Raw genomic sequence first — 22,264 nt, 5'->3', positions numbered from 1 at the left:
AGCTGCCCATGCCGCGCGACCTCCGCACCGTGGTGCCGATCCTCTTCGCCATCGCCTTCATCGCCTCGCCCTTCGTGGGCTCGCCGCAGATCAGCGACTGGCTGTTCCGGGTCTCGACCCTGATCATGCTGGCGGTGAGCTGGAACCTGATGGCCAATGCCGGCCTGATCTCGCTGGGCCATTCGGCGTTCTGGGGCGTCGGGAGCTATGCCGCACTGCTCAGCGCCAACGCCTTCGGATTGCCGATCCTGGCCAGCCTCGTGGTGTCCATCCTCTTCGGGGCGCTGCTGGGCCTGTTCCTGGCGGTGACCACCGGGCGGCTGCGCGGGATCTTCTTCGCCATCTCGACGCTGGCGCTCTCCGAAGGCCTGCGGATCACCGCCTTCATGACGCCGGACTTCACGGGCGGCGCGGTCGGGCTGTTCCTCGACCAGGCCCTGCGGCCCAGCACCACCATGCTCTATGTGATCGGCGCGCTGGGCGCGGTGGCCACCGTCGTCATCTCCTATATCATCTCGATCTCGCGCTTCCATTTCGCCTGCCGGGCCATGCGCAACAATGAGGGCGCCGCCCAGATGCTGGGCGTCAATCCCTATCGCTACCGGCTCGGCCTGCTCGCCATTTCCGGCGCCATCGCCTCCTGCGCCGGCGGCATCAATGCCTGGTATGGCGGCTATCTCGATCCGGAAGTGGGCTTCAGCCTGCATTTCACCATCCTGTCCCAGATCGCACCCATCCTGGGCGGGATCCATACGCTGGCCGGACCGGCGATCGGATCCTTCGCGATCGTCGCCATCTCGGAGGGCACACGGATCTTCTTCGGGCAGAACGAAGGCTTCAGCCAGCTGATCTACGGGCTCGTTCTGGTGATCGGAATCCTGTTCATGCCACGCGGCATCTGGGGCGCGCTGGTCGCAGGCGGAGGCTGGTTCTCGCGACCCGCCAAACCGGTGACGGCCGCACCCTCCAAGGTGCAGGCGGAGGTGAAGCCATGAGCCCGCTCCTGTCGATGCGCAACGTGAAGGCAGGCTATGCCGGGGCCATTGCCCTGGAGGACATCTCCATCGACGTCAATGAGGGCGAGGTCGTGTGCCTCCTCGGAGCCAATGGCGCCGGCAAGACGACGACCATGGCGGTGCTGACGGGGCTGATCGGAACCATGGCGGGGCAGATCGAGTTCGACGGCCGGGACCTGCTGGCGATGCCGAGCCACGACCGGGTCGCCGCGGGTCTTGCGCTCTCACCGGAGGGGCGCAAGGTTTTCCCGAACCTCACGGTGCACGAGAACCTGATCCTCGGCTCCTATAACAGCCGGGCGCGCAAGGGCCGCAAGGAGAAGCTTGAGGAGGTGTTCGCGCTGTTTCCGAAACTGGTCGAGCGGCGCGAGCAGAAGGCCGGACTGATGTCCGGGGGCGAGCAACAGATGCTGGCGATCGGACGCGCCCTCATGGCCAATCCGCGACTGCTGCTGCTGGACGAGCCGTCCCTCGGCCTGGCGCCGAAAATCGTGCAGGTCGTGTTCGCAGCCATCCGCCAGATCGCCAGATCCAACACCACGATCCTGCTGGTGGAACAGAACACCCGGGCCGCCCTCAGCGTGGCCCATCGCGGCTATGTGATCTCCAGCGGCAGCATCGTCTATTCGGCGTCCGCCAGGGAGCTCAAGACGTCGGCCATGGTGCAGGAGGCCTTCATCGGCAGCGACAAGGAGACGGCCCATGCTTGAGCTGCGCAAGGTATCGAAGCGCTTCGGCGGCCTGCTCGCGATCTCGGAGCTCAGCCAGACGGTGCAGCGCAACGAGTTCCTCGGGATCATCGGACCGAATGGCGCGGGCAAGACCACGCTGTTGAACCTGATCACCGGCTATATGCGGCCGACCAGCGGCATGATCCGGTTCGAAGGCCAGGACATCAACGGGGTCGCGCCCTACAAGGTCTGCCGCCTGGGCGTCGGGCGGACCTTCCAGGTGGTGCGTCCGTTCCCGGAAATGACCGTGCTCGACAATGTGGCGACGGGGGCGCTGTTTGCCTCCACCGAGGGCCGCAGCGTGGCGGAAGGCCGCAAGCTCGCCCAGCGGCCGCTGGAGCTCACCGGCCTGTGGGACATGCGCGACCTCCCGGCCTCGGCGCTGACCATCGGCAACAAGAAGCGGCTGGAACTCGCCCGGGCGCTGGCCACGGGCCCCAAGCTGCTGCTGCTGGACGAGGTCATGGCCGGCCTGGCGCGCGGGGAGGTGGACGAACTCATCGTCACCCTGAAACGGGTCCATGAGGACGGAATCACGATCTGCATGATCGAGCATCTGGTGCATGTGATCCTGCAGCTGTCGCAACGGGTCATGGTGCTGAATTTCGGCCAGAAGATCGCCGACGGCCTGCCAAGCGAGGTCATCAAGATGCCCGCGGTTGTCGAATCCTATCTCGGGCAACCGCTGGATGAGGACGAGACCGAACATGCGGCCTGAGCGGCACACCCTGCCGGCGGCCCGGCCTGCCTTGGCACGCTCCGTGGAGGGGCAGGGACCGGCTCTGGTCCTGTTCCACGGGGGCATGGGATCGCGGACCCATTGGAGCCGCAACATCCCGGTGCTGGCAACACGGTTCACCGTCCATGGCTTCGACCTTCCCGGTTTCGGGGAGTCCCCCGACGTGCCGACGGGGACCGGTCCCGACGAGTATCTCGACTGGGTGGCCGAGGAGGTCTCCCGGCTCGAGGCGCCGGTCGAGCTTGCCGGCTTCAGCTTCGGCGGGGTCGTGGCGGCGGCGACGGCGGCGCGGCTGGGCGAGGGCGTGCGGCGGATGACGCTGGTGGGGCCGGGCGGTTTCGGCATTCCGGTGGGACGATCGATCCAATTGCGGCGCATGCCGGGGCGCGAGGCCAGCGACCAGGAGCGCCGGGAGGTGATCGCGCATAATCTGGGGCAGTGGATGCTGCACCGGACGCCGGCGCCCGAGGATCCGGTGGTCGACATCCAATGGAACAATGTCCGGGGCGCCCGCTTCGACAGCCGCACGGTGTCGCTGCGCGACAGCCTGGCGGACGATCTTGCCCGGGCTCGCTGCCAAGTGCAGATCCTCTGGGGCGCGGATGATCCGCTCGCCCATCCCTCGATCGCAGTTCGCGCCGACATCTGCCGGGCGGCGCGGCCGGACCTCATCACGCATATCATTCCGCAGGCGGGGCACTGGACCCAGTTCGAGGCGGCCGATGCCGTCAATGCCCTCCTGCTCTCATTCCACTCCGAGGAGACTGCCGCATGAGCTATGAGACGATCCTGACCGACCGCGACGGATCCTCCTTCGTCATCACCCTGAACCGGCCGGACCGGCGCAATGCGGTGAGCCTGAAATGCATGGACGAGATCATGGCGGCCTGCGCCGAGGCCGCGTCGGACGAGGCCGTGCGCGCCGTCATCATCACCGGGGGCATGGAGTATTTCTCGGCGGGGGCCGATCTCAACGAGGCCCGCGCCATCAAGGGCCCGAAACAGGGCATCGAGTATTTCAACGCCTGGCACCGGCTCAATGCGAGTCTCGAGACGCTGGACAAGCCGGTCATCGCCGCGATCGAGGGCTTCTGCATGACCGGCGGGTGCGAATTGGCGCTGGCCTGCGACCTGCGGGTGGCGGCAGAGGGGGCCTCCTTCGCCATCACCAGCTCCAAGATCGGAACGGTGGCGGGCGCCGGCGGAACCCAGCGCCTGCCGCGGGTGGTGGGGCCGGCCAAGGCGCTGGAGATCCTGTTCGCAGCCGAGCCCATCGATGCAGCCGAAGCCCATCGGATCGGCCTGATCAACCGGCTGACGCCGAAAGGCGGAGCGCTGGCGGAGGCCAAGGCCATGGTCAAGGTCTATGAGCAGCGCGCGCCGCTCAGCCTCGCCTTCGTCAAGCGGGTCGTGCATCGCGGCATGCAGATGGATCTCGCCTCGGCCATCGAGTTCGAGACCTTCCTGGTGACCACGATCTATGGGACCGAGGACCGGATGGAAGGCATCGGCGCCTTCCTGGAAAAGCGCCAGGCGCAGTTCAAGGGCCGCTGATCCATGGAGCCGAATGCGTCCGACCTGCCGCTCGCCGACATCAAGATCCTCGATTTCAGCCGCCTGCTGCCCGGGCCCTGGTGCACGCAGTTCCTGGGCGATCTGGGGGCGGAGGTCATCAAGGTCGAGAGCCCCGAGAGCGGTGATCCGAGCCGTCACAATCCGCCGCTCTACAGCGAGACGAGCGCCTATTTCAACAGCGTGAACGGCAACAAGACCTCGCTCACCCTCGATCTGCGGGCGAAAGGCGCGCAGGAGGTGCTGGCGCGGCTGGTGGACTGGGCCGACGTGGTGGTGGAGAGCTTCAGCGTCGGGACCGCGAAACGGCTCGGCATCGACTATGACAGCCTGCGCGCCCTGAAGCCGTCGCTCATCTATTGCTCGATCTCGGGCTTCGGCCAGAGCGGACCGCTGTCCACGGTGCCGGGCCATGATCTGGTGATCCAGGCGGCGGCGGGCAATCTGCAGGCCGCACCGGACCGGATGCCCTGCTTCCAGGCAGGCGACTATGCGGCCGCCAGCGTGGCGACGATCGGCATCCTGTCGGCGATCCGGCGGCGCGACCGCACCGGGGTCGGCGCCAATCTCGATGTCGCCATGTTCGACAGCCTGATGGCCATGGGCAACATCGCCCTGGCGCCGGCGCTGTCGCGGGCGGGAAACGGCAGCGGCATGCCGGCGCTCCAGGTGTGGGGCGCCAATCCGCGCTATGCGATCTATCCGACCCGCGACGGCAAGACCGTGGCCGTGTGCCTGCTGGAGGCGCGGCTGTGGCGGCAGTTCTGCGCAGCGATCGGGCGTCCCGACCTCATCTCGGACGCGGAAGGACCCGCCGACCGGCATTCCGACCATGGCGATCTCGGGCGCCAGTATCAGGAGGCGGTGAGCGCCTTCTGCGCCACCCATGACCGCGACGAGATCGTGCGGATCATGGCCGAACACAGTTTGCCGATCATCGGCGTCCATTCGGCCGACGAGGCCCTGGCGGGCGATCATGCGCAAGCCCGCGGCATGGTGCGCGCGGTGCCGCATCCGGTCGAGGGCGAGATCCCCGAACTCGCCAATCCGCTGCAGGCGGCGGGGCTCGCCCGGACCCGGCGGGCGCCCGCACCGGCCCTGGGCGGCGATACCGACCGCGTGCTGGAGCGCCTTGGCTATGGCGAGGCCGAACGCCTCGCCCTGCACCGCGCCAAGGTCGTGTGATGCGCCCGCGCTCTGATTTGGAGGAATGATGGATTTCAATCTCGACGAGGACCAGCGGATCTTCACCGACTCGGTCCGGGCGCTGGCGGCGCGGCATCTGGCGGAGGGGGCTCTGGAGCGCGCCCATAGCGGCGACTATCCCTGGGATGTGGCGCGGCTCATGGCGGAGAACGGCCTCATCGGCATCACGGTCGACGAGGCCGATGGCGGCGTCGGCGGCAAGCTGATGGATGCGGTGCTGGCGATCGAACAGGTGGCCAGCGTCTGCCCCCGCAGCGCGGACGTGGTGCAGGCCGGGAATTTCGGTGCGATCCGGGTCCTCGCCCAGTTCGGCTCGCCGGCGCAGAAGGAGAGATACCTGAAGCCGCTGCTCAAGGGCGAGGGGATCATCTCCGTGGCCATGACCGAGCCGGGGGCGGGATCGGCCGTCACCGACCTGGCGACGACCGCCACGCCCGACGGGGACGGCTATCGGATCAATGGCAGCAAGGTGTTCACGACCCACGGGGTGCATGCGACCATGTTCCTGGTCTATGTGCGCTTCGGGCCGGGGGTGGGCGGCATCGGATCGGTGCTGATCCCGCGCGAGACGGAGGGCTTCAGCTTCGGCCAGCGGTCGCGCTTCCTCTCGGGCGAGGACTGGAACACGCTCTATTTCGACAATGTGCATGTGCCGAAGGACGCGGTGCTGCTCGGCCCCGGCGGGTTCAAGAAGCAGATCTCGGCCTTCAATGTGGAGCGGCTTGGCAACAGCTCGCGGTCGCTCGCCCTGGGGCGCCATGCCTTCATGCTGGCGCGCGAACACGCCATGAACCGGGTCCAGTTCGACCGGCCGCTCTGCGACTTCCAGGGGCTGCAGTGGAAATTCGCGAACATGAAGATCCAGCTCGAAGGGGCCCAGCTGCTGCTCTACAGGGCGGCCGCCAATGCCGATCGCGGGCTGCCCTCGCCGGAGGAGACGGCAATTGCCAAAGCAGCCTGCAATCGCGCCGGCTTCGATGCCGCCAACGAAGCCATGCAGATCATGGGAGGCCTGGGCTATAGCGAGGAGTCCCTCGTGGAATATTGCTTCCGGCGGACCCGGGGCTGGATGATCGCGGGGGGCACGATCGAAATCCTGCTCAACCGAATCGCTGAGCATGTGTTCGAGAAGAGCTTCTCGCAGCGGCCAATCCGGGCGGAGGCGAGGCCTTGATCATGGAGACGAGTCTCGCGCGGGCGTTGTTTTCCCCGCGCAGCGTGGCGCTCATCGGGGCTTCGGCGGATGCGAACAAGCATACCTCGCTGCCGCAGCGCTACCTCATGCAGCACGGCTACCAGGGTGCGGTGTTCCCGATCAATCCGCGGCGCAGCGAGATCATGGGGGTGCCGGCCTTCGCCAGCGTGCTCGATGTGGGCCAGCCGATCGACCAGGCCTTCATCATGGTGGCGGCCGGGCAGGTGCCGGAGGTGGTGGAGGATTGCGTGCGGGCCGGAGTGCGCTGCGCCACATTGCTGAGCGCCGGGTTCAGCGAGGTGGGCGAGACGGGCCGGCGCTTGCAGGAGCGGATCGTCGAGACCGCGCAAGAGGGCAATCTCCGGCTGGTGGGGCCGAACAGCCTCGGTATGGTCAATCTGCCCGCCGGGATCGTGCTGACGGCCAATGAGGTGCTGTCGCTGCCGACGCTGCCGGTGGGGCGCAACGCGCTGATCTCGCAAAGCGGCAGCCTGCTCGGGGCGTTGATCTCGCGCGGGATGGGCCGCGGGATCGGGTTTTCGAAAATGGTCTCGGTCGGCAACGAGGCCGATCTCGGGGCCGGCGAAATCGGCGCGATGCTGGTGGACGATCCCGACACGGACGCGATCCTGCTGTTCCTGGAGACGATCCGCAAGCCGGACGCCTTGCGCGCCATGGCGGCGCGGGCCCATGAGGTGGGAAAGCCGGTGATCGCCTTCCGCCTGGGCCGCAGCCCGCTGGGCGAGCAACTGGCCATGTCGCATACGGGCGCGCTCAGCGCCAATGGTGCGGCGGTCGATGCATTTCTCGCCGATATCGGCGTCGTCTCGGTGACGCAGCTCGAGACGCTGATCGAAATGGCGCCCCTGGTCGTGGGCCGCAAGCCGGCGAAGGGCAAGCGCGTCGCCGTGATGAGCACCACAGGCGGCGGTGGCGGGTTGATCGTCGACAGCCTGTCGGCGCGCGGCATCGATGTGGTCGCTCCCGACGACGACCTGGTCTCGACCCTGGCGGCCAAGGGCATCACCATCGGCCGCTCGCCGCTGATCGACCTGACGCTCGCGGGCACCCGGGCCGATGTCTATGGCACGGTGCTGGAGAGCCTGCTTGCCTCCTCCCATTGCGATTGCGTGGTGGCGGTGGTCGGCTCGTCGGCGGAGTTCCGGCCGGACCGGGCGGTGCAGCCGATCCTCGGGGCGGCCCAATCCAACGGAAAGCCGCTGGCCGTGTTCCTGACCCCGCAGGCCGAGCGATCGCATGCGCTGCTGGGAGCGGCCGGCATCGCCAGTTTCCGGACGCCGGAAAGCTGCGCGGATGCGGTGCATGGCCTGCTGGACTGGCGGTCGCCGCGGGCACGGCCGGGCCGCGGCCCTGACATTTCGGCGGTCGAGGCGCTGCTGCAGGGGGCGTCGGGGCCCCTGCAGCCGAGGCAGGCGGGGCGGGTCTTCGCCCGGCTCGGAATCGCGCAGCCGCGGGAGGTGATCCTGCCGGCCGCACCCCTGGCGGCACAGGATCTGCCGACGGACCTGTCCTATCCGGTGGTCGCCAAAATCCTGTCCGCCGACATCGTGCATAAGACCGAGGCGGGCGGCGTCATCCTCGGGATCGGTTCGGCCGCGGCCCTGGCAGAGGCCATCGGCACCATGCTGGCGACCGTCGCCGAGCGGGCGCCGACAGCACGCCTCGACGGCATCCAGGTGCAGGCCCAGGAGCAGGGGCTGGCGGAAGCCCTGGTGGGCTATATGGACGATCCGCTGGTGGGCCCCGTGGTCACGGTGGGCATGGGCGGGGTCCTGGCCGAAATCTATCGGGATTTCACCCTGCGACCGGCGCCGGTGGACATGGCGACGGCGCGGGAGATGATCGCGGAGATCAAGGGGCTCGCCATCATCGGCGGCTATCGCGCGCTGCCCAAGGGTGACGTGGAGGGGCTGGCGGCGACGATCGCTGCCGTGTCGCAGCTGGCCCTGGTCGAGGCGCCAAGGATTGCGGAAGCGGAGATCAATCCGGTACTGATCCGCGCGGAAGGGCGCGGCGTGGTCGCGCTCGATGCCTTCATCGCCGTCACCGGGGAGCATAGATGACCATCGGGCCAAGACCCACCGAACACGGACCCACCGCCACACTGGCCGCCTTCGCCGCCGGGCTCCGCTCTGAGGATCTGAGCGGGGAGGAGCGCCATGCCGCCGGCCGACACCTCCTGGATACACTGGGCGCCTGCATCGCCGGGGCGACAGGGCATGTGACGGCGCTGGCCCGGGATGCCATGGCGGAGATGGGCAAAGGCGGCGCGGTTCCCGTGCCGGGATTTGCGGGACGGTTCGATCCGCTGACCGCCGCGTGGCTGGGCGGGGTGAGCGCGCATGGCCTCGAGGTCGATGACGGCTACCGGGCAGGCTCCGTACATCCGGGCGCGGTGGTGATCCCGGCGGTCCTCTCGGCTGCAGCGGGGAAGGGGGTCGACGGCCGACGGCTGATCACGGCGATCGCGGTGGGCTACGAGCTCTCGACCCGGCTGGCGGAGGCGATGCATCCGGCCTCGCGCAACCGCGGCTTTCACAATACCCCGGTGGTGGGCGTGATGGCGGCTGCGGCTGCCGTCGGATCGCTGTACCGGCTGCCGCCGGCGGCGATGGAGATGGCGCTGGGGATCGCGGCGAGCTCGGCTGCGGGGCTGTTCGCCTTCCTCCATGGCGGCGGCGAGATCAAGCGGCTCCATGCGGGGTTCGCCGCCCGCGAAGGTTTGCTGGCGGCGGTGCTGGCGCAGAAGGGCATGACCGGGCCGCGGGGCGTGCTGGAAGTCGAAGACGGCTATTTCCAGGCCTATAGCGGCATGGAGGCAGGCGACAGGCTGGTGGAGGGGCTGTGGCCGCGCGCCGGCGGACGGCCGCTCAACATCACGCGCTGTTATGTGAAACCCTATGCCTGCTGCCGCCATATCCACCCGGCGATCGATGCGGTGCTTGCCATCATGGACGCGGAGGGAGCCTCGGGCGATGAGATCGCCACGGTCCAATCGGCTACCTATGCCATCGCCGAGAAACATGCCCATGGCGATTGGCGCGACATGGCGACGGCGCAGTTGAGCTATCAGTTCTGCGTGGCGACCGCTATGCGCCATGGCGAACTCTCGATCCGGCGGTTCGACGATGCCAGCCGCAGCGATGAGGTGACCCAGAGCTACTGCGAGAAGGTCGCGGTCACGATCGACGAAGAGTGCCAGGCGAGCTATCCCTCGCTGCGCTCGGCCAAGGTCACGGTGACGCTGCGCGACGGCCGACAGGCCTTCCGGTTCATCGACGAGCCCAGCGGATCGGCCCGGCATCCTTTGTCGGATGAGGCGCTGAAGGAGAAATATCTCGGGCTTGCGGGTCCGGTCATGGGGATCGAGCGCGCGCAGCGGGCGGCCGAGCTGGTGGACCGGATCGAGGCCCTCGACCGCGCCGATGATCTGCTGGCCGCCCTGGCCAGGCCGCAGGCATGAGCGCCGGCGCGTCACGATGGGTGGTGATTTCCGTGCTGGCGGCGACCACGGCGATGCAGGCCCTGGCCGCCAACAGCCTGTTCATGATCCCGACCATCGCCCCCCGGATCGCCGAGGCTGTGGGGGTTCCGACGTCCCTGGTCGGGTTCCAGGTGAGCCTGGTCTATCTCGGCGCCATGCTGATGTCGGTGATGGCGGGATCGCTGTCGACGCTGTGGGGGCCGATCCGGGCAAGCCAGGTCAGCCTCGCCCTCGGGGTGGCCGGGCTGGCGCTGGCGACACTCGCCTGGCTGCCGGGGCTGATCCTGGCCTCCTTCATCATCGGGCTCGGCTACGGGTTGATCAATCCGCCCTCGGGCGACCTGCTCAACCGGGTGTCCAGCCCGAAACAGCGCAGCCTGCTGTTCTCGGTCAAGCAGACGGCGGTGCCGCTCGGCGGGATCCTGGCCGGTCTGGTCGGACCGCCGGTGGCGCTGCGGTTCGGTTGGATGGCGGCGCTGTGGGTGAGCGCCGGGCTGTCGATCGCCGCGATCGTCATCATGCAAGCCTTCAGCAGCCGCTTCGCCAGCGAGGCCGACCGTTCGGTGCGGCTCAGGGACAATCCCTTCCGCGACATCGCCCTGGTCTGGTCCACCGGGGTGCTGCGCTGGATCACCCTTTCGGGATTCTGCTTTGCGGCCGTGCAGTTCACCCTGACGACCTATCTGGTGACGCTGCTCGTGGAAGACGTCCGCATGGGCCTGGTGGCGGCGGGCGTGGGCTTTTCGATCTTCCAGTTCTCGGCGGTCATCGGCCGGCTCAGCTGGGGGTTCCTGGCGGGGGTCACGCGGTCGAGCCTCAATGTCCTGCTTGCTGCCTTCTGCATGTCGCTGCTGGCGATCCTGCCGCTGATCTTCATGACCGCCCAATGGTCGATCGCCCTCATCTATGTCTGTCTGGCGGTGCTGGGCGCGTCGGGGGCGGCGTGGAACGGGGTGTTCGTGTCGGAAATCGTCACGCTGGCACCGCCGGAATCCGCGGCGCGCGCCATTGGCGGTGCCTTCGCCTTCACCTTTGCGGGGGCTCTCATCGGGCCGTCGAGCTTCGCCGTCGTGCATGGCTGGCTCGGGCTCTACACCCATACGACCGGACTGATCGCGCTGTTCGCGGTGCTGGGCTGCCTCTGCGCCATGATGGCGGCGGCAGCGCGGCGTCAGCACAATCGCAGCCATTCGCCACAAAAACTCGCCTAGGGAGATGATGATGGACCATTCGCAGTCGCTGGCCCGGGAGCTCATGGAATTGCGCTTCGAGGCCCTCTCCGAGGCCGATGTCGACCAGGTCAAGCGGCTGATGCTGGATTATTTCGGCGTGGCCTATGGCGGGGTGAACCTGCCCTGGGCCGTGAACTTACGCAAATGGGCGGACCGGTTCGCGGGCACCGGCCAGGCCGGGCTCCTGGGCTCGCCGATCCGGGTGGCGCCACATGTGGCAGGGCTGGTCAACGGGGCGACCGCCCATGGCTATGAACTCGACGATACCCATGACGCCTCGACCAGCCATCCCGGCGGGGTGGTGATCACGGCGGCCATGGCGGTCGCCGAAGACCGGGGTGCGAGCGGGCCGGCGGTCATGGCTGCGATCACGGCGGGCTACGAGGCCATGGCGCGCATCGGTATGGCGGCGAACGCGCCGGAGGGAATGGAGTTCGGGCATCATCCGACCGCCATCCTCGGCGGCTTCGGTGCGGCCACCGCGGCGGCCAAGCTCATGGGGCTCGACACGAGCCAGCTGCTCACGGCCTGGGGGCACATGCTGTCGCTGACCGGCGGCTCGATGCAATTCTCCGACGAGCCGGCCGGCACCATGGTCAAACGCTGCCATGCGGGCTTCGGCGCCCAGAACGGCATCCTGGCGGCCGAGCTGGCGGAAGCCGGGATCTCGGCCCCGCAACGGGCGATCGACGGGAAATACGGCTTCCTCGCACTGTACGGCAAGCATCCCAAGCCGGAGCGGCTGGCGGGGTCGGGCGGGGCCTGGGAGATCCACAAGATCAGCCTGAAACCCTATTCCTGCTGCCGGCTGTTCCATTCGCTGATCGACGGGCTGGGCGAGGTCACCGACAACTACACGACCGATCTCGGCCAGATCGCCAAGATCCATGTGCGCGGGCCGAAGGCCATTCCCGACCAGCATATGCTGCGGCGGCCGAGCTCGGTCATGGCGGCGCAATACAGCCTGCCCTTCGTGGTGGGGGCGACGCTCGCCTTCGGACCGCGCCGCTATGATGCCTATCGCGAGGAGAACCTGTCGGCGGCGAGCATCCTCGGCCTTGCGGATCTGGTGGAGGCCTCGGCCGATGCGGAGATCGAGGCGCATTATCCGGAGCATTTCGGGACCGGCGTCGATCTCACCCTGAAGGACGGGCGGACCCGCTCGGCCACGGTCCTGGACAGTATCGGGACCCCGGCGCGACCCATGTCGAGGCCGGACATCAAGGCCAAGGGACAGGGATTGATCGCGCCCGTCGATCGAGACTTCGACATGGACCGGCTGGAGGCGGGCATCTGGGCGCTCGGCGGAGCCGACAGCGTGTCGGCGCTGAGCGGGCTCGTGATGCGCCGCCCGCATGCGGCATAGGAGACGGCTTTGACCGCTGCCCTGTTCAGCCCTTTCACGCTGCGCGGCATGACCGTTGCGAACCGGATCGCGGTGTCGCCCATGTGCCAGTACAGCGCCGTCGACGGCAGCGCCACCGACTGGCATTTGATGCATTACGGCAAATTCGCCTTGGCCGGGGCCGGGCTGGTGATCCTGGAGGCGACGCATGTGGAAGCGCGCGGCCGGATCACCCATGGCTGCCTCGGACTCTATTCCGACGAGAACGAAGCCGCACTTGCCCGGGTGCTCGCGTTCTGCCGTCAGCACGGCACAGGCAGGATCGGCATGCAGCTGTCGCATTCGGGGCGCAAGGGCTCGGCCTGCCTGCCTTGGGAGAATCGCGGCCGGCCGCTGTCGCCGGAGGCCGGGGGCTGGCAGAACGTGGCGCCGTCGGCGATCGCCTATGACGCCGGCTGGCCTGAGCCCCTGGAACTGGACGAAGCGGGGATCGCCGAGGTCACGGAGGCCCATGTGCAGGCGGTGCGGCGGGCGGTGCGGCTCGGCATCGACCTGATCGAGGTGCATATCGCCCATGGCTATCTGCTGCACAGCTTCCTGTCGCCGCTGACGAACCAGAGACGCGACCGCTATGGCGGATCGCTGGACAATCGCATGCGGGTGCCGCTTGCGGTGTTCCGCGCCATGCGCGCAGCCTGGCCGGCGGAGCGGCCCATGGGCGTCAGGCTCACCACCACCGACTGGGTCGAGGGCGGCTGGACGCCGGAGGACAGCGACCGCTTCGCGCAGGCGCTCGCAGCGGAGGGCTGCGACTATCTGACGGCCTCCTCGGGCGGCACGTCGCCGGCACAGGTGATCCCGGTGGGGGAAGGCCATCAGGTGGCGTTCGCAACCCGCCTGCGACATGCCAGCGGGCTGCCCACCATGGCGGTGGGCATGATCCAGGATCCGCACCATGCCGAGGCCATTATCGCCAGCGGGCATGCCGATTTCGTTGCTTTGGCACGCGGCATGCTGCACGATCCGCATTGGCCGTGGTTTGCTGCGGCGACAGTTTCTGGTGACGTCAGCTATCCACCGCAATATATCAGGGCCTATCGCTCGGAGTTCCTGCGCGAGCGGCGCAGGGCAGCCGACACCTCGCTATGAGACAAACGAGCAATGAGTTGGAATCCAGGAAGATCGTGATGGGCAAGACACTCTACGAAAAGGTATTCGACCTGCATACGGTGCGCGAGCTGGCGGCGGGCCAGTATCAGCTGTTCATCGGGCTCCATCTCATTCACGAGGCGACCAGTCCGCAGGCCTTCGCCATGCTGCGCGAGCGCGGCCTCAGCGTCGCCTATCCGGAGCGCACCTTCGCGACTGCCGACCACGTGATCCCCACCGACAGCGTCGCCCGGCCCTACAAGGATGGGCTCTCGGAGGCGATGGTCGAGGCGCTCGACCAGAATACCCAGCATTTCGGCGTCCGGTATTTCTCGCCGGCACGCGGGGAACACGGCATCGTGCATGTGATCGGGCCGGAATACGGGCTGAGCCAGCCGGGCCTCACCATCGCCTGCGGCGACAGCCACACCTCCACCCATGGCGCCTTCGGCTCCATCGCCTTCGGCATCGGGACGTCCCAGGTGCGCGACGTGCTGGCGACGCAGACGCTGGCCATGAGCAAGCTGAAGGTCCGTCGCATCGAGATCAACGGGCATCTGATGCCGGGCGTCTATGCCAAGGACGTGGCCCTGTTCGTGATCAACCGCCTGGGTGTGCAGGGCGGGGTGGGCTATGCCTATGAATTCGCCGGCGACGTGGTCGATGCCATGAGCATGGAAGAGCGGATGACGCTCTGCAACATGTCGATCGAGGGCGGCGCACGCTGCGGCTATGTCAATCCGGACCAGAAGACATACGACTATCTCGAGGGACGGGAATTCACGCCCAAGGGCGAGGCTTGGACGAAAGCGCTCACCTATTGGAAGAGCATCGCATCGGACCAGGATGCAGCCTATGACGACGTGGTCGTCTATCGCGGCGAAGAGATCGAGCCCATGGTGACCTGGGGGATCAATCCCGGACAGTCCATCTCCGTGGGCCAGGCCATTCCGGCGCTCGAGGGGCTCACCGCAGACGAGGCGGGCTCGGCCAAAGAGGCCATCGAGTTCATGGGCATGGCGTCGGGCACGCCGATCGCGGGCACCCGCATCGATGTCGCCTTCATCGGCTCGTGCACCAATGGGCGGATGTCGGATTTCGTGACCGCCGCCGCCGTGATCAAGGGCCGGAAGGTGGCGCCGCATGTGCGCGCTTTGGTGGTGCCGGGATCGCAGAAGGTGCGCGACGAGATGATCGCGCAGGGGCTCGACAAGGTGTTCATCGAGGCCGGATTCGACTTCCGCGAGGCCGGCTGCTCCATGTGCCTGGCCATGAACCCGGACAAGCTCAACGACCGGGAAATCTGCGCCTCCTCCTCGAACCGCAACTTCAAGGGACGCCAAGGCAGCCCCGTGGGCCGAACGCTGCTCATGTCGCCGGCCATGGTCGCGGCGGCCGCGATCAACGGCGCGGTGATCGATGCACGCCAGTTCGACCTGGCCTCCTGAACAGATCCGAGAGACGTCCCATGAACGATATGACCAAGACCAAGATCACCGGCCGGGCGATCAGCGTGCGCGGCAACGACATCGATACCGACCGGATCATCCCGGCGCGGTTCATGAAGCACCTGACCTTCGAGCATCTCGGCTTCCATGTGTTCGAAGACGACCGGGCGCAGCTGCGGGCGAAGGGGGAGGTGCATCCCTTCGAGGATCCGCGGTTCAAGACCGCGCGCATCCTCTTCGTGGACCGGAATTTCGGCTGCGGCTCGTCGCGCGAACACGCCCCCCAGGCGCTCAACCGTGCCGGGGTGCAGGCGGTGGTGGGGGAGTCCTTCGGGGAGATCTTCGCCGGCAACTGCATCTCCGTGGGCATGCCCTGCGTGACGGTCAGCGCCGAGACGATGAGCGCGCTGCGCGAAGTGGGCGAGGGCGATCCGCACCGGGAATACACGCTCGATCTCGAGGAGCGGGTGATCCGCAGCGGCAACCGGTCCTTCCCCGTCACCATCGGCGAGGGACCGCGCAAGCAGTTCAGCGACGGCAGCTGGGACCCGATGTCGATGCTGCTGTCGGCGAAGGCCGAGATCGCGACCAAGGCCAAAGCACTGCCCTATCTGGCCTGGTGAGGATCCTTTGGCTGCAGACCTGAACGGGGGCGACCGCTGCGTCGTGGGCGTGGTCGGTGCCGGGGCCATGGGTCGCGGCATCGCCCAGATCTGCGTGCAGGCGGGGTTCCCGGTCACACTGCATGATGTGAGCCGCGAGGCCGCCGAGGCGGCGCGACAGGCCGTCGCCGACACGCTGGCCACCCTCGCAGGCCGCGGCAAGATCAGCGCGGAGGCGGCGGAGCAGGCTACCGGTCTGCTCTCGGTCGCCGGCGACCTCGACGGGCTCGCCGCTGCGGCGGTGGTGATCGAGGCGATCGTCGAGCGGCTGGACGCCAAGCAGGCCCTGTTTTCGGCGCTGGAGCAAGTGGTCGCAGAGGACGCGATCCTGGCGACGAACACCTCCTCGCTCTCGGTGACCGCGATCGCCAGCGCCTGCCGGCTGCCGCAGCGGGTGGCGGGCTTCCATTTCTTCAATCCCGTGCCGCTGATGAAGGTGGTCGAAGTGGTGCGCGGGTTGCAGACTCAGGCATCGGTCCTCGACCGGCTGGACCGGCTCGCCCAGGCCTGCGGGCATCGGCCGGTGCGCACCGAGGATACGCCGGGCTTCCTGGTCAATCACGCGGGCCGGGGCCTGTCGACGGAGGGTTTGCGGATCCTGCAGGAGGGGATCGCTGCGCCTGCGACCATCGACCGGGTGATGCGGGAGGTGGCGGGGTTCCGGATGGGGCCCTTCGAGCTGATGGACCTGACCGGACTCGACGTGTCGCGGCCGGTGATGGAGCTGATCTACAGCCAGTTTCACCAGGAGCCGCGCTTCCGGCCCTCGCCGCTGGTGGCGCAAAGGCTGGCGGCGGGCCTGTTCGGCCGCAAGAGCGGGCGCGGCTGGTATGTCTATGAGGGCACGGCCAAGCAGGAGCCGCCCGAACTGCCCCTGGTCGAGGACGCAGCCGTCGCGCCGATCTGGGTGAGCCCGTCGGAACCCCTGCTGGCGGCACGGCTGGAGACGCTGCTGGGGATCACGGGAGCTGCGCTGGATTTGGAGACCACGCCCGGACCCGACAGCATCTGCCTGGTCACACCGGTCGGTACCGATGCCACCACGACGGCGCTCGCCCAAGGGCTCGATCCGGCCCGGGTGCTGGCGGTCGACATGCTGTTCGAGGCGGCGCTGCGGCTCACCGTGATGCCGACGCCGGTGACGACGGCGAGCGCGCGCCACTCGGCCGTGGCCGCCCTGCAGCGGACGAGCCTGCCCGTCAGCCTGATCGAGGACAGCGCCGGATTCATCGCCCAGCGCATCGTCGCCATGATCGTCAACATCGCCTGCGACATCGCCCAGCAGAAGATCGCAACGCCTGCCGATATCGACGATGCCGTGCGGCTGGGACTGGGCTATCCCTACGGCCCGCTGACCCTGGGCGACCGGGTGGGGCCCGCCGTGATCCTGAGGATCCTCGAAGGCTGCCAGGATTTCTACGGCGATCCCCGCTACCGGCCGAGCCCGTGGCTGAAGCGGCGGGCGCGGCTCGGCGTGTCGCTGCTGACGGAGGCGGGCGCGGGCGCCTGAGGGGATGTGTGGCCCCAGAGAGCCGCCCCCGTGTCAGTCCGTGAGATTGCCGCAGAAGCGCTGGATGCGGAGGCAGGATTCCTCGAGCTTGTCGGTGGCCGCTGCGTAAGAGATGCGGAAATTGGGTCCGAGACCGAAGGCTGTGCCATGGACCAGGGCGACCGCCTCGGCCTGCAGCAATTCCAGCACGAAATCCTCATCCGTTTCGATCCTGCGGCCGCTGGGAGCCTTCTTGCCGATCAGCCGCGCCATGGACGGATAGACATAGAAGGCGCCTTCCGGGGTATGGCATTCGAGGCCCTTGGCCTGGTTGAGCATGGAGACGACAAGGTCGCGACGCTGCTCGAAGACGGCACGGGAGGTGGCGATGAAATCCTGCGGGCCGGACAGCGCCTCGCGGGCGGCCCATTGAGCGATCGAACAGGCGCCGGAGGTCATCTGGCCCTGGATCTTGTCCATGGCGCGGATGAGCATTTCGGGGCCGGCGCCATAGCCGATGCGCCAGCCGGTCATGGCATAGGCCTTGGAGACGCCGTTCGTGGTGAGGGTCCGGTCCATGAGCTCAGGGGCCACTTGGGCCATGGTCGTGAAGCGGAAATCGCCATAGACGAGATGCTCGTAGATGTCGTCGGCGAAGATCCAGACATGGGGGTGGTGGCGCAGGACCTCGGCCAGATCCTTAAGTTCTGCTTCGGTGTAGGCGGCCCCCGAGGGGTTCGAGGGAGAGTTCATGATCAGCCATTTCGTGCGCGGCGTGATGGCGGCATCGAGGGCCTCCGGCGTCATCTTGAACCCGGTTTCGGCCATGGTGGGCACGAAGACCGGCTGGCCCTGGCACATGGCGACCGTCTCGGGATAGGAGACCCAGTAAGGGGCCGGGATCACCACCTCGTCGCCGGGATCAAGGGTGGCGATCATGGCGTTGGCGATGACCTGCTTGCCGCCATTGCAGACGATGGTCTGCGAGGGCGTGTAGAGGAGGCCGTTCTCGGTCCTGAACTTGTCCACGATGGCCTGGCGCAATTCGGGGATGCCGGAGACGGGGGTGTATTTGGTGCGGCCCTGCTGCATGGCCTCCCAGGCGGCCTGCTTGATGTTGTCGGGGGTGTCGAAATCGGGCTCGCCGGCGCTGAGCGCGATGACGTCGCGGCCTTGGGCGGCGAGCTCGCGCGCCTTCTGGCTCATGGCGAGGGTGGCGGCCTGCTTGGTGCGGGCGACGGTCTGGGAGAGGAAGGTCATTGCGGGGCTCGGTTCAGTGGCAGGGCGGAGGGAGCGAGACTAGCGAAGATCGTGGCGAGATGCAGGCGATGCCGCGTCTGGGGGACGGGGCATCAGCCGCCACCGAAACGGCGCGGCGTCAGCATGGAGACATCCACCGGCGTCGGCCGCTGAGCGATGAGGGCGGCGATGATCTCGGCGGTGATCGAGGCCTGGGTGAGGCCGTAATGGCCATGGCCGAAGGCATAGAGGATGTCGGGAGAGCGCCGCGACGGACCGAGGACCGCAAGGCTGTCGGGCGTCGAGGGGCGCAGGCCCATCCAGGAGCGGCCGTCCTCGGTGCGGGCCCGGGGCAGATAGCGGTGGAGCTGACGCAGGATCGCCTCGAAGCGACGGGGACGAGGACCGGCATCTATGCCGCCGAACTCGACCATGCCGCCGATGCGGTCGCCAGTCGCCAGGGGGGTGGTGGTGAGGCCGTCATTCTCCAGGACCAGGGGGTGGGTGGCCCCGAAGCTGCCGGGCGCGAAGGTCCAGTTATAACCGCGCTCGGCCTCCAAGGGCACGGAATCGCCCAGGGAAGCAGCCAGCGGCTTCGACCAGATGCCGGCGGAGAGGATCACTTTCTGGCCTTCGAGCTCGCGGCCGCCCTCCAGGATCACGCGGCCGCCGGCCGCCATCGGCGTCACGGCCAGGACCCGACCGGCGATGCGCTCGATGCCGCGTTCGGCGGCGCGCTCGGTCAAAGCATGGAGCAGCCATTTCGGATCGCTCACCTGGCAGGCCTTGGGATAATAGGCGCCGCCCGCCAGGCCTTCGGTGAGGGCCGGCTCGATCTCGCGCAGGCCACCGGCCGCCACGCGCTCGACCTCGATGCCGAATTCGCGCTGCCGGGCGATGATCTTGGCCGCCGCCTCATAGGTGTCGAGCTTGCGGTGAACGGACAAAGCTCCCGCGCGGCGCAGATGCTCGCTCAGGCGGAGGCCCTGGAGGCGGCGTTCCCAGGAGGGGAGGCCCGCCCGGTTGAGCGCGCTCATGACCGCGCTGTTGGCGGCGACCCGGGAGGGGCGGCTGGCTTGCGCAAAACGGACGAGCCAGGGCACCAGGCGGAGGGCGTGGGCGGGGCGGACGGTCAGGGGGCCGTCGGGATCGATGAGCCAGCCGGGCAGGTTGCGCCAGACCCGGGCGGAGTTCAGGGGCATGATGTCCTGGTGCCCGATCCAGCCGGCATTGCCGTTGGAGGGACGGCGGTCATTGTCGGGGAGGTCGACGACGGCCACGTCATGGCCCTGATCGGCCAGTTCATGGGAGATCGTGGTGCCGACAATCCCGCCGCCGATGACGAGGATCCTGGTCATGGGGTCGCTCCCGACGGCCTCGCCTGCTGCAGCGCCTGCCAGATGCGGTGAGGCGTGGCGGGCATGTCGATATGCTCGATGCCGAAGAGGCGCAAGGCGTCGACCACGGCGTTGATGACGGCCTGGGGCGAGGCGATGGCGCCGGCCTGGCCGGAGCCCTTGACGCCGATGGGATTGGCCTTGGTCGGCGCTTCGATGAAGCGGAGGTCGAGGCTCGGAATATCCTCGCCGCGGGGCATGGCGTAATCGGTGAAGCTCGCGCTGATCAGCTGGCCGGTGTCGGGATCATAGACCGACTCCTCCATGAGCGCCTGGCCGATGCCCTGGACGATGCCGCCCTGGACCTGGTTCTCGGCGAGCAGCGGATTGATGAGGGTGCCGTAGTCGTCGACGGCGGCATAGCGGGCGAGGGTGACGCTGCCGGTCTCGGGGTCGATCTCGACCTCGGCCACATGGCAGCCGCCGGGATAGTTGAAGAGATCGCAGATGTTCATGCCATGGCCGTGCAACGGCGCCTCGTCGGGCGACTGGCGCAGATGCCGGGCGACTTCGGCGAGGCCGATGGCGCGCGGCTGCGGTGCGGGATCGCCGGTGCACAGGAAGGTGCCGGTGGCGGCGGAGAAGGAGACCTCCTCCGGCAGCGCCTGGAGCAGGCGGGCCGCTGCGGGCTTGGCCTTGGCAAGCAGATCGTCGATGGCCAGGAGGAGGGCCGCGCTGCCCATATGCAGGGAGCGCGCCCCGCCATGGGCGCCGCCGGTGGCGATGCGCCGCGTGTCGCCCTGGATGAAGTGGAAGGCCCCAAGCGGCATGCCCAGGCGGGCGGCGACCAATTGGACGAAGCTCGTCTCGTGGCCCTGGCCATTGGACTGGGTGCCGACGATCAACTCGATGCGGTCGTCCTCCAGGAAGCGCAGCCAGGCCTCCTCGTTGGGCTGGCCGCGGGAGGTCTCCATGAAACAGCCGATGCCGGCGCCGTAGAGCTTGCCGCGGGCCTGCGCCTCCGCCCGGCGCGCGGCAAGGCCGTCCAGGTCGGCATGGAGGAGGCCGCGGTCGATGGTCTCGGCGAAGGCGCCGCTGTCGACGGTGAGGCCGGTGCCGTTGCGATAGGGAAAGTCGCGCATGACGTTGCGGCGACGCAGCTCGATGCGGTCGAGGCCGAGGCGATGGGCCGCCACGTCGATGATCCGCTCGATGATGTAATTGGCTTCGGGCTTGCCGGCGCCGCGATAGGCATCGACGGGCGTCGTGTTGGTGAAGACGCCGTGGACCTCCATGGCAATCGCCGGGATGGCATAGAGGCCGCCCATGGCGGAGGCGGACGCCATGGTGGAGCTGCCGGGGCCGCCGGAGGAGACATAGGCGCCGAGATTGGCCGTGGTCTCGACCCACAGGCCAGTGAAATTGCCCTCCGCATCGAGGGCCAGGCGGGCGCGGGTGAGGTTGTCGCGGCCATGGACACCGCCCAGGAACTCCTCCATGCGCTCGGCTGCCCAGCGCACCGGCTGGCCCATGCGGCGCGCGGCCCAGAGGACCGCCGCATATTCGGGATAGTTCACGTTCTTCATGCCGAAGCCGCCGCCGACATCGGGGGTGACGAGGTCGAGCCGGTCATGGGGGACGTGGAAGACCCCGTCGGCGAGCTCGCGGCGGATGAGGTGGACGAAGGAGCCGCTGAAATGCAGCTCGTAGCGCTGTTCGGCCTCGATCCAATAGCCGATGGCGGTGCGCGGCTCCATGGCCGCGGCGGCGACGCGGTTGTTGACGAGATCGAGCTCGACCACATGGGCTGCCTCGGCGAAGGCTGCTTCCGTCTTCTCGTGGTCGCCGCGGCGGTAGCAATAGGCGGTGTTCAGGGCGGCCTCGGACCAGATCTGCGGTGCGTCGGGGCTGCGGGCACGGCGCAGGTCGACGATTGCGGGCAGGCTCTCATAGTCGACCTCGACAGTCTCAAGCGCGTCCTGGGCCGCGGCGCGGCTGTCGGCGAGGATCATGGCCACGGGCTCGCCGACATGGCGGACGCGACCCTTCGCCAAGGTATGGCGGTCCGGCACCGTCAGCGGCGTCGGCGGCTGCAACACCACCGAGCAGGGGAGCGGGCCGAGACCGTCGGCGAGAAGGTCGTCGCCGGTGAAGACGGCGCGGATGCCGGGCATGGCCAGGGCCTGGGCCACGTCGATCGAGACGATCTCGGCATGGGCATGGGGCGAGCGGAGGAAGGCTGCGAAGAGATGGCCGTCGGCTGGGACGTCGTCCACATAGCGCCCGTGCCCGGTGACGAAGCGCTCATCCTCCAGGCGGCCGATGGAGCGGGGATCCTCGGCGGGCGTGATCAGCGGACGGTCGTAAGCGAGAGGCCGGTTCATGCCTGCGATCTCTTT

At 68.1% G+C, this 22,264-nt stretch carries 18 protein-coding genes; 15 read left to right on the top strand and 3 right to left on the bottom strand.

The genetic code is table 11. The features are described 5' to 3' along the window. The first annotated feature begins 8 nt into the window (after positions 1-8). The 15 genes from FKM97_RS09340 to FKM97_RS09270 are packed head-to-tail and all read left to right on the top strand — an operon-like array spanning position 9 to position 17,310. Positions 9-995, top strand: a complete 987-nt coding sequence (locus FKM97_RS09340; protein ID WP_144292125.1) for a branched-chain amino acid ABC transporter permease — start codon at positions 9-11, stop codon at positions 993-995. Beyond that, positions 992-1,726, top strand: coding sequence for an ABC transporter ATP-binding protein (locus tag FKM97_RS09335; RefSeq protein ID WP_205014847.1), 735 nt, complete (start codon positions 992-994; stop codon positions 1,724-1,726). Before FKM97_RS09340 ends, FKM97_RS09335 begins: the two co-directional genes overlap by 4 nt. After that, positions 1,719-2,465 (top strand): ABC transporter ATP-binding protein, encoded by a 747-nt coding sequence (locus FKM97_RS09330; protein ID WP_144292124.1) that lies wholly within the window; start codon positions 1,719-1,721, stop codon positions 2,463-2,465. Before FKM97_RS09335 ends, FKM97_RS09330 begins: the two co-directional genes overlap by 8 nt. Continuing rightward, positions 2,455-3,261 (top strand): alpha/beta fold hydrolase, encoded by an 807-nt coding sequence (locus tag FKM97_RS09325; RefSeq protein ID WP_170240831.1) that lies wholly within the window; start codon positions 2,455-2,457, stop codon positions 3,259-3,261. The genes FKM97_RS09330 and FKM97_RS09325 overlap by 11 nt, the downstream gene beginning before the upstream one ends. After that, positions 3,258-4,040 carry an enoyl-CoA hydratase/isomerase family protein gene (locus FKM97_RS09320; RefSeq protein WP_144292122.1) on the top strand — a complete coding sequence of 261 codons (783 nt, stop codon included), beginning with the start codon at positions 3,258-3,260 and terminating at the stop codon, positions 4,038-4,040. The genes FKM97_RS09325 and FKM97_RS09320 overlap by 4 nt, the downstream gene beginning before the upstream one ends. Before the next feature lie 3 nt (positions 4,041-4,043). After that, positions 4,044-5,243 carry a CaiB/BaiF CoA transferase family protein gene (locus FKM97_RS09315; RefSeq protein WP_144292121.1) on the top strand — a complete coding sequence of 400 codons (1,200 nt, stop codon included), beginning with the start codon at positions 4,044-4,046 and terminating at the stop codon, positions 5,241-5,243. A gap of 25 nt (positions 5,244-5,268) precedes the next feature. Continuing rightward, the gene (locus tag FKM97_RS09310; RefSeq protein WP_246104999.1) at positions 5,269-6,438 is read left to right on the top strand and encodes an acyl-CoA dehydrogenase family protein; all 1,170 of its coding nucleotides are present in this window, start codon (positions 5,269-5,271) and stop codon (positions 6,436-6,438) included. Positions 6,439-6,440: 2 nt separating this feature from the next. Further along, positions 6,441-8,543 (top strand): acetate--CoA ligase family protein, encoded by a 2,103-nt coding sequence (locus FKM97_RS09305; RefSeq protein ID WP_144292182.1) that lies wholly within the window; start codon positions 6,441-6,443, stop codon positions 8,541-8,543. Next, positions 8,540-9,943, top strand: coding sequence for an MmgE/PrpD family protein (locus tag FKM97_RS09300; RefSeq protein ID WP_144292120.1), 1,404 nt, complete (start codon positions 8,540-8,542; stop codon positions 9,941-9,943). The genes FKM97_RS09305 and FKM97_RS09300 overlap by 4 nt, the downstream gene beginning before the upstream one ends. After that, on the top strand, positions 9,940-11,175 hold the full coding sequence (locus FKM97_RS09295) for an MFS transporter (RefSeq protein ID WP_144292119.1): 1,236 nt from the start codon (positions 9,940-9,942) through the stop codon (positions 11,173-11,175). The genes FKM97_RS09300 and FKM97_RS09295 overlap by 4 nt, the downstream gene beginning before the upstream one ends. A 10-nt stretch (positions 11,176-11,185) precedes the next feature. Beyond that, on the top strand, positions 11,186-12,562 hold the full coding sequence (locus FKM97_RS09290) for an MmgE/PrpD family protein (protein WP_170240830.1): 1,377 nt from the start codon (positions 11,186-11,188) through the stop codon (positions 12,560-12,562). A gap of 9 nt (positions 12,563-12,571) precedes the next feature. Next, positions 12,572-13,690 (top strand): NADH:flavin oxidoreductase/NADH oxidase, encoded by a 1,119-nt coding sequence (locus tag FKM97_RS09285; protein ID WP_144292117.1) that lies wholly within the window; start codon positions 12,572-12,574, stop codon positions 13,688-13,690. Positions 13,691-13,728: 38 nt separating this feature from the next. Further along, positions 13,729-15,138, top strand: a complete 1,410-nt coding sequence (gene leuC, locus FKM97_RS09280) for a 3-isopropylmalate dehydratase large subunit (RefSeq protein WP_144292116.1) — start codon at positions 13,729-13,731, stop codon at positions 15,136-15,138. Positions 15,139-15,158: 20 nt separating this feature from the next. Next, positions 15,159-15,761, top strand: a complete 603-nt coding sequence (locus FKM97_RS09275; protein ID WP_144292115.1) for a 3-isopropylmalate dehydratase small subunit — start codon at positions 15,159-15,161, stop codon at positions 15,759-15,761. Positions 15,762-15,768: 7 nt separating this feature from the next. Then, on the top strand, positions 15,769-17,310 hold the full coding sequence (locus FKM97_RS09270) for a 3-hydroxyacyl-CoA dehydrogenase (protein WP_246104998.1): 1,542 nt from the start codon (positions 15,769-15,771) through the stop codon (positions 17,308-17,310). A 33-nt stretch (positions 17,311-17,343) separates the two neighbouring features. Here FKM97_RS09270 and FKM97_RS09265 read toward each other — a convergent pair whose 3' ends face one another. From FKM97_RS09265 to FKM97_RS09255, 3 genes are all read right to left on the bottom strand, one after another. Then, positions 17,344-18,549 carry a pyridoxal phosphate-dependent aminotransferase gene (locus tag FKM97_RS09265; RefSeq protein WP_144292114.1) on the bottom strand — a complete coding sequence of 402 codons (1,206 nt, stop codon included), beginning with the start codon at positions 18,547-18,549 and terminating at the stop codon, positions 17,344-17,346. 92 nt (positions 18,550-18,641) lie between these two features. Next, positions 18,642-19,886 carry an NAD(P)/FAD-dependent oxidoreductase gene (locus FKM97_RS09260; RefSeq protein WP_144292113.1) on the bottom strand — a complete coding sequence of 415 codons (1,245 nt, stop codon included), beginning with the start codon at positions 19,884-19,886 and terminating at the stop codon, positions 18,642-18,644. Beyond that, on the bottom strand, positions 19,883-22,249 hold the full coding sequence (locus FKM97_RS09255; protein ID WP_144292112.1) for a xanthine dehydrogenase family protein molybdopterin-binding subunit: 2,367 nt from the start codon (positions 22,247-22,249) through the stop codon (positions 19,883-19,885). Before FKM97_RS09255 ends, FKM97_RS09260 begins: the two co-directional genes overlap by 4 nt. Positions 22,250-22,264: the final 15 nt, after the last annotated feature.

The organism is Rhodoligotrophos appendicifer (assembly GCF_007474605.1).
Taxonomy (GTDB): Bacteria; Pseudomonadota; Alphaproteobacteria; order Rhizobiales; family Im1; genus Rhodoligotrophos; species Rhodoligotrophos appendicifer.
The sequence above is the reverse complement of the archived record's forward strand: the minus strand, read 5'-3'. Positions and strand labels throughout refer to the sequence as shown.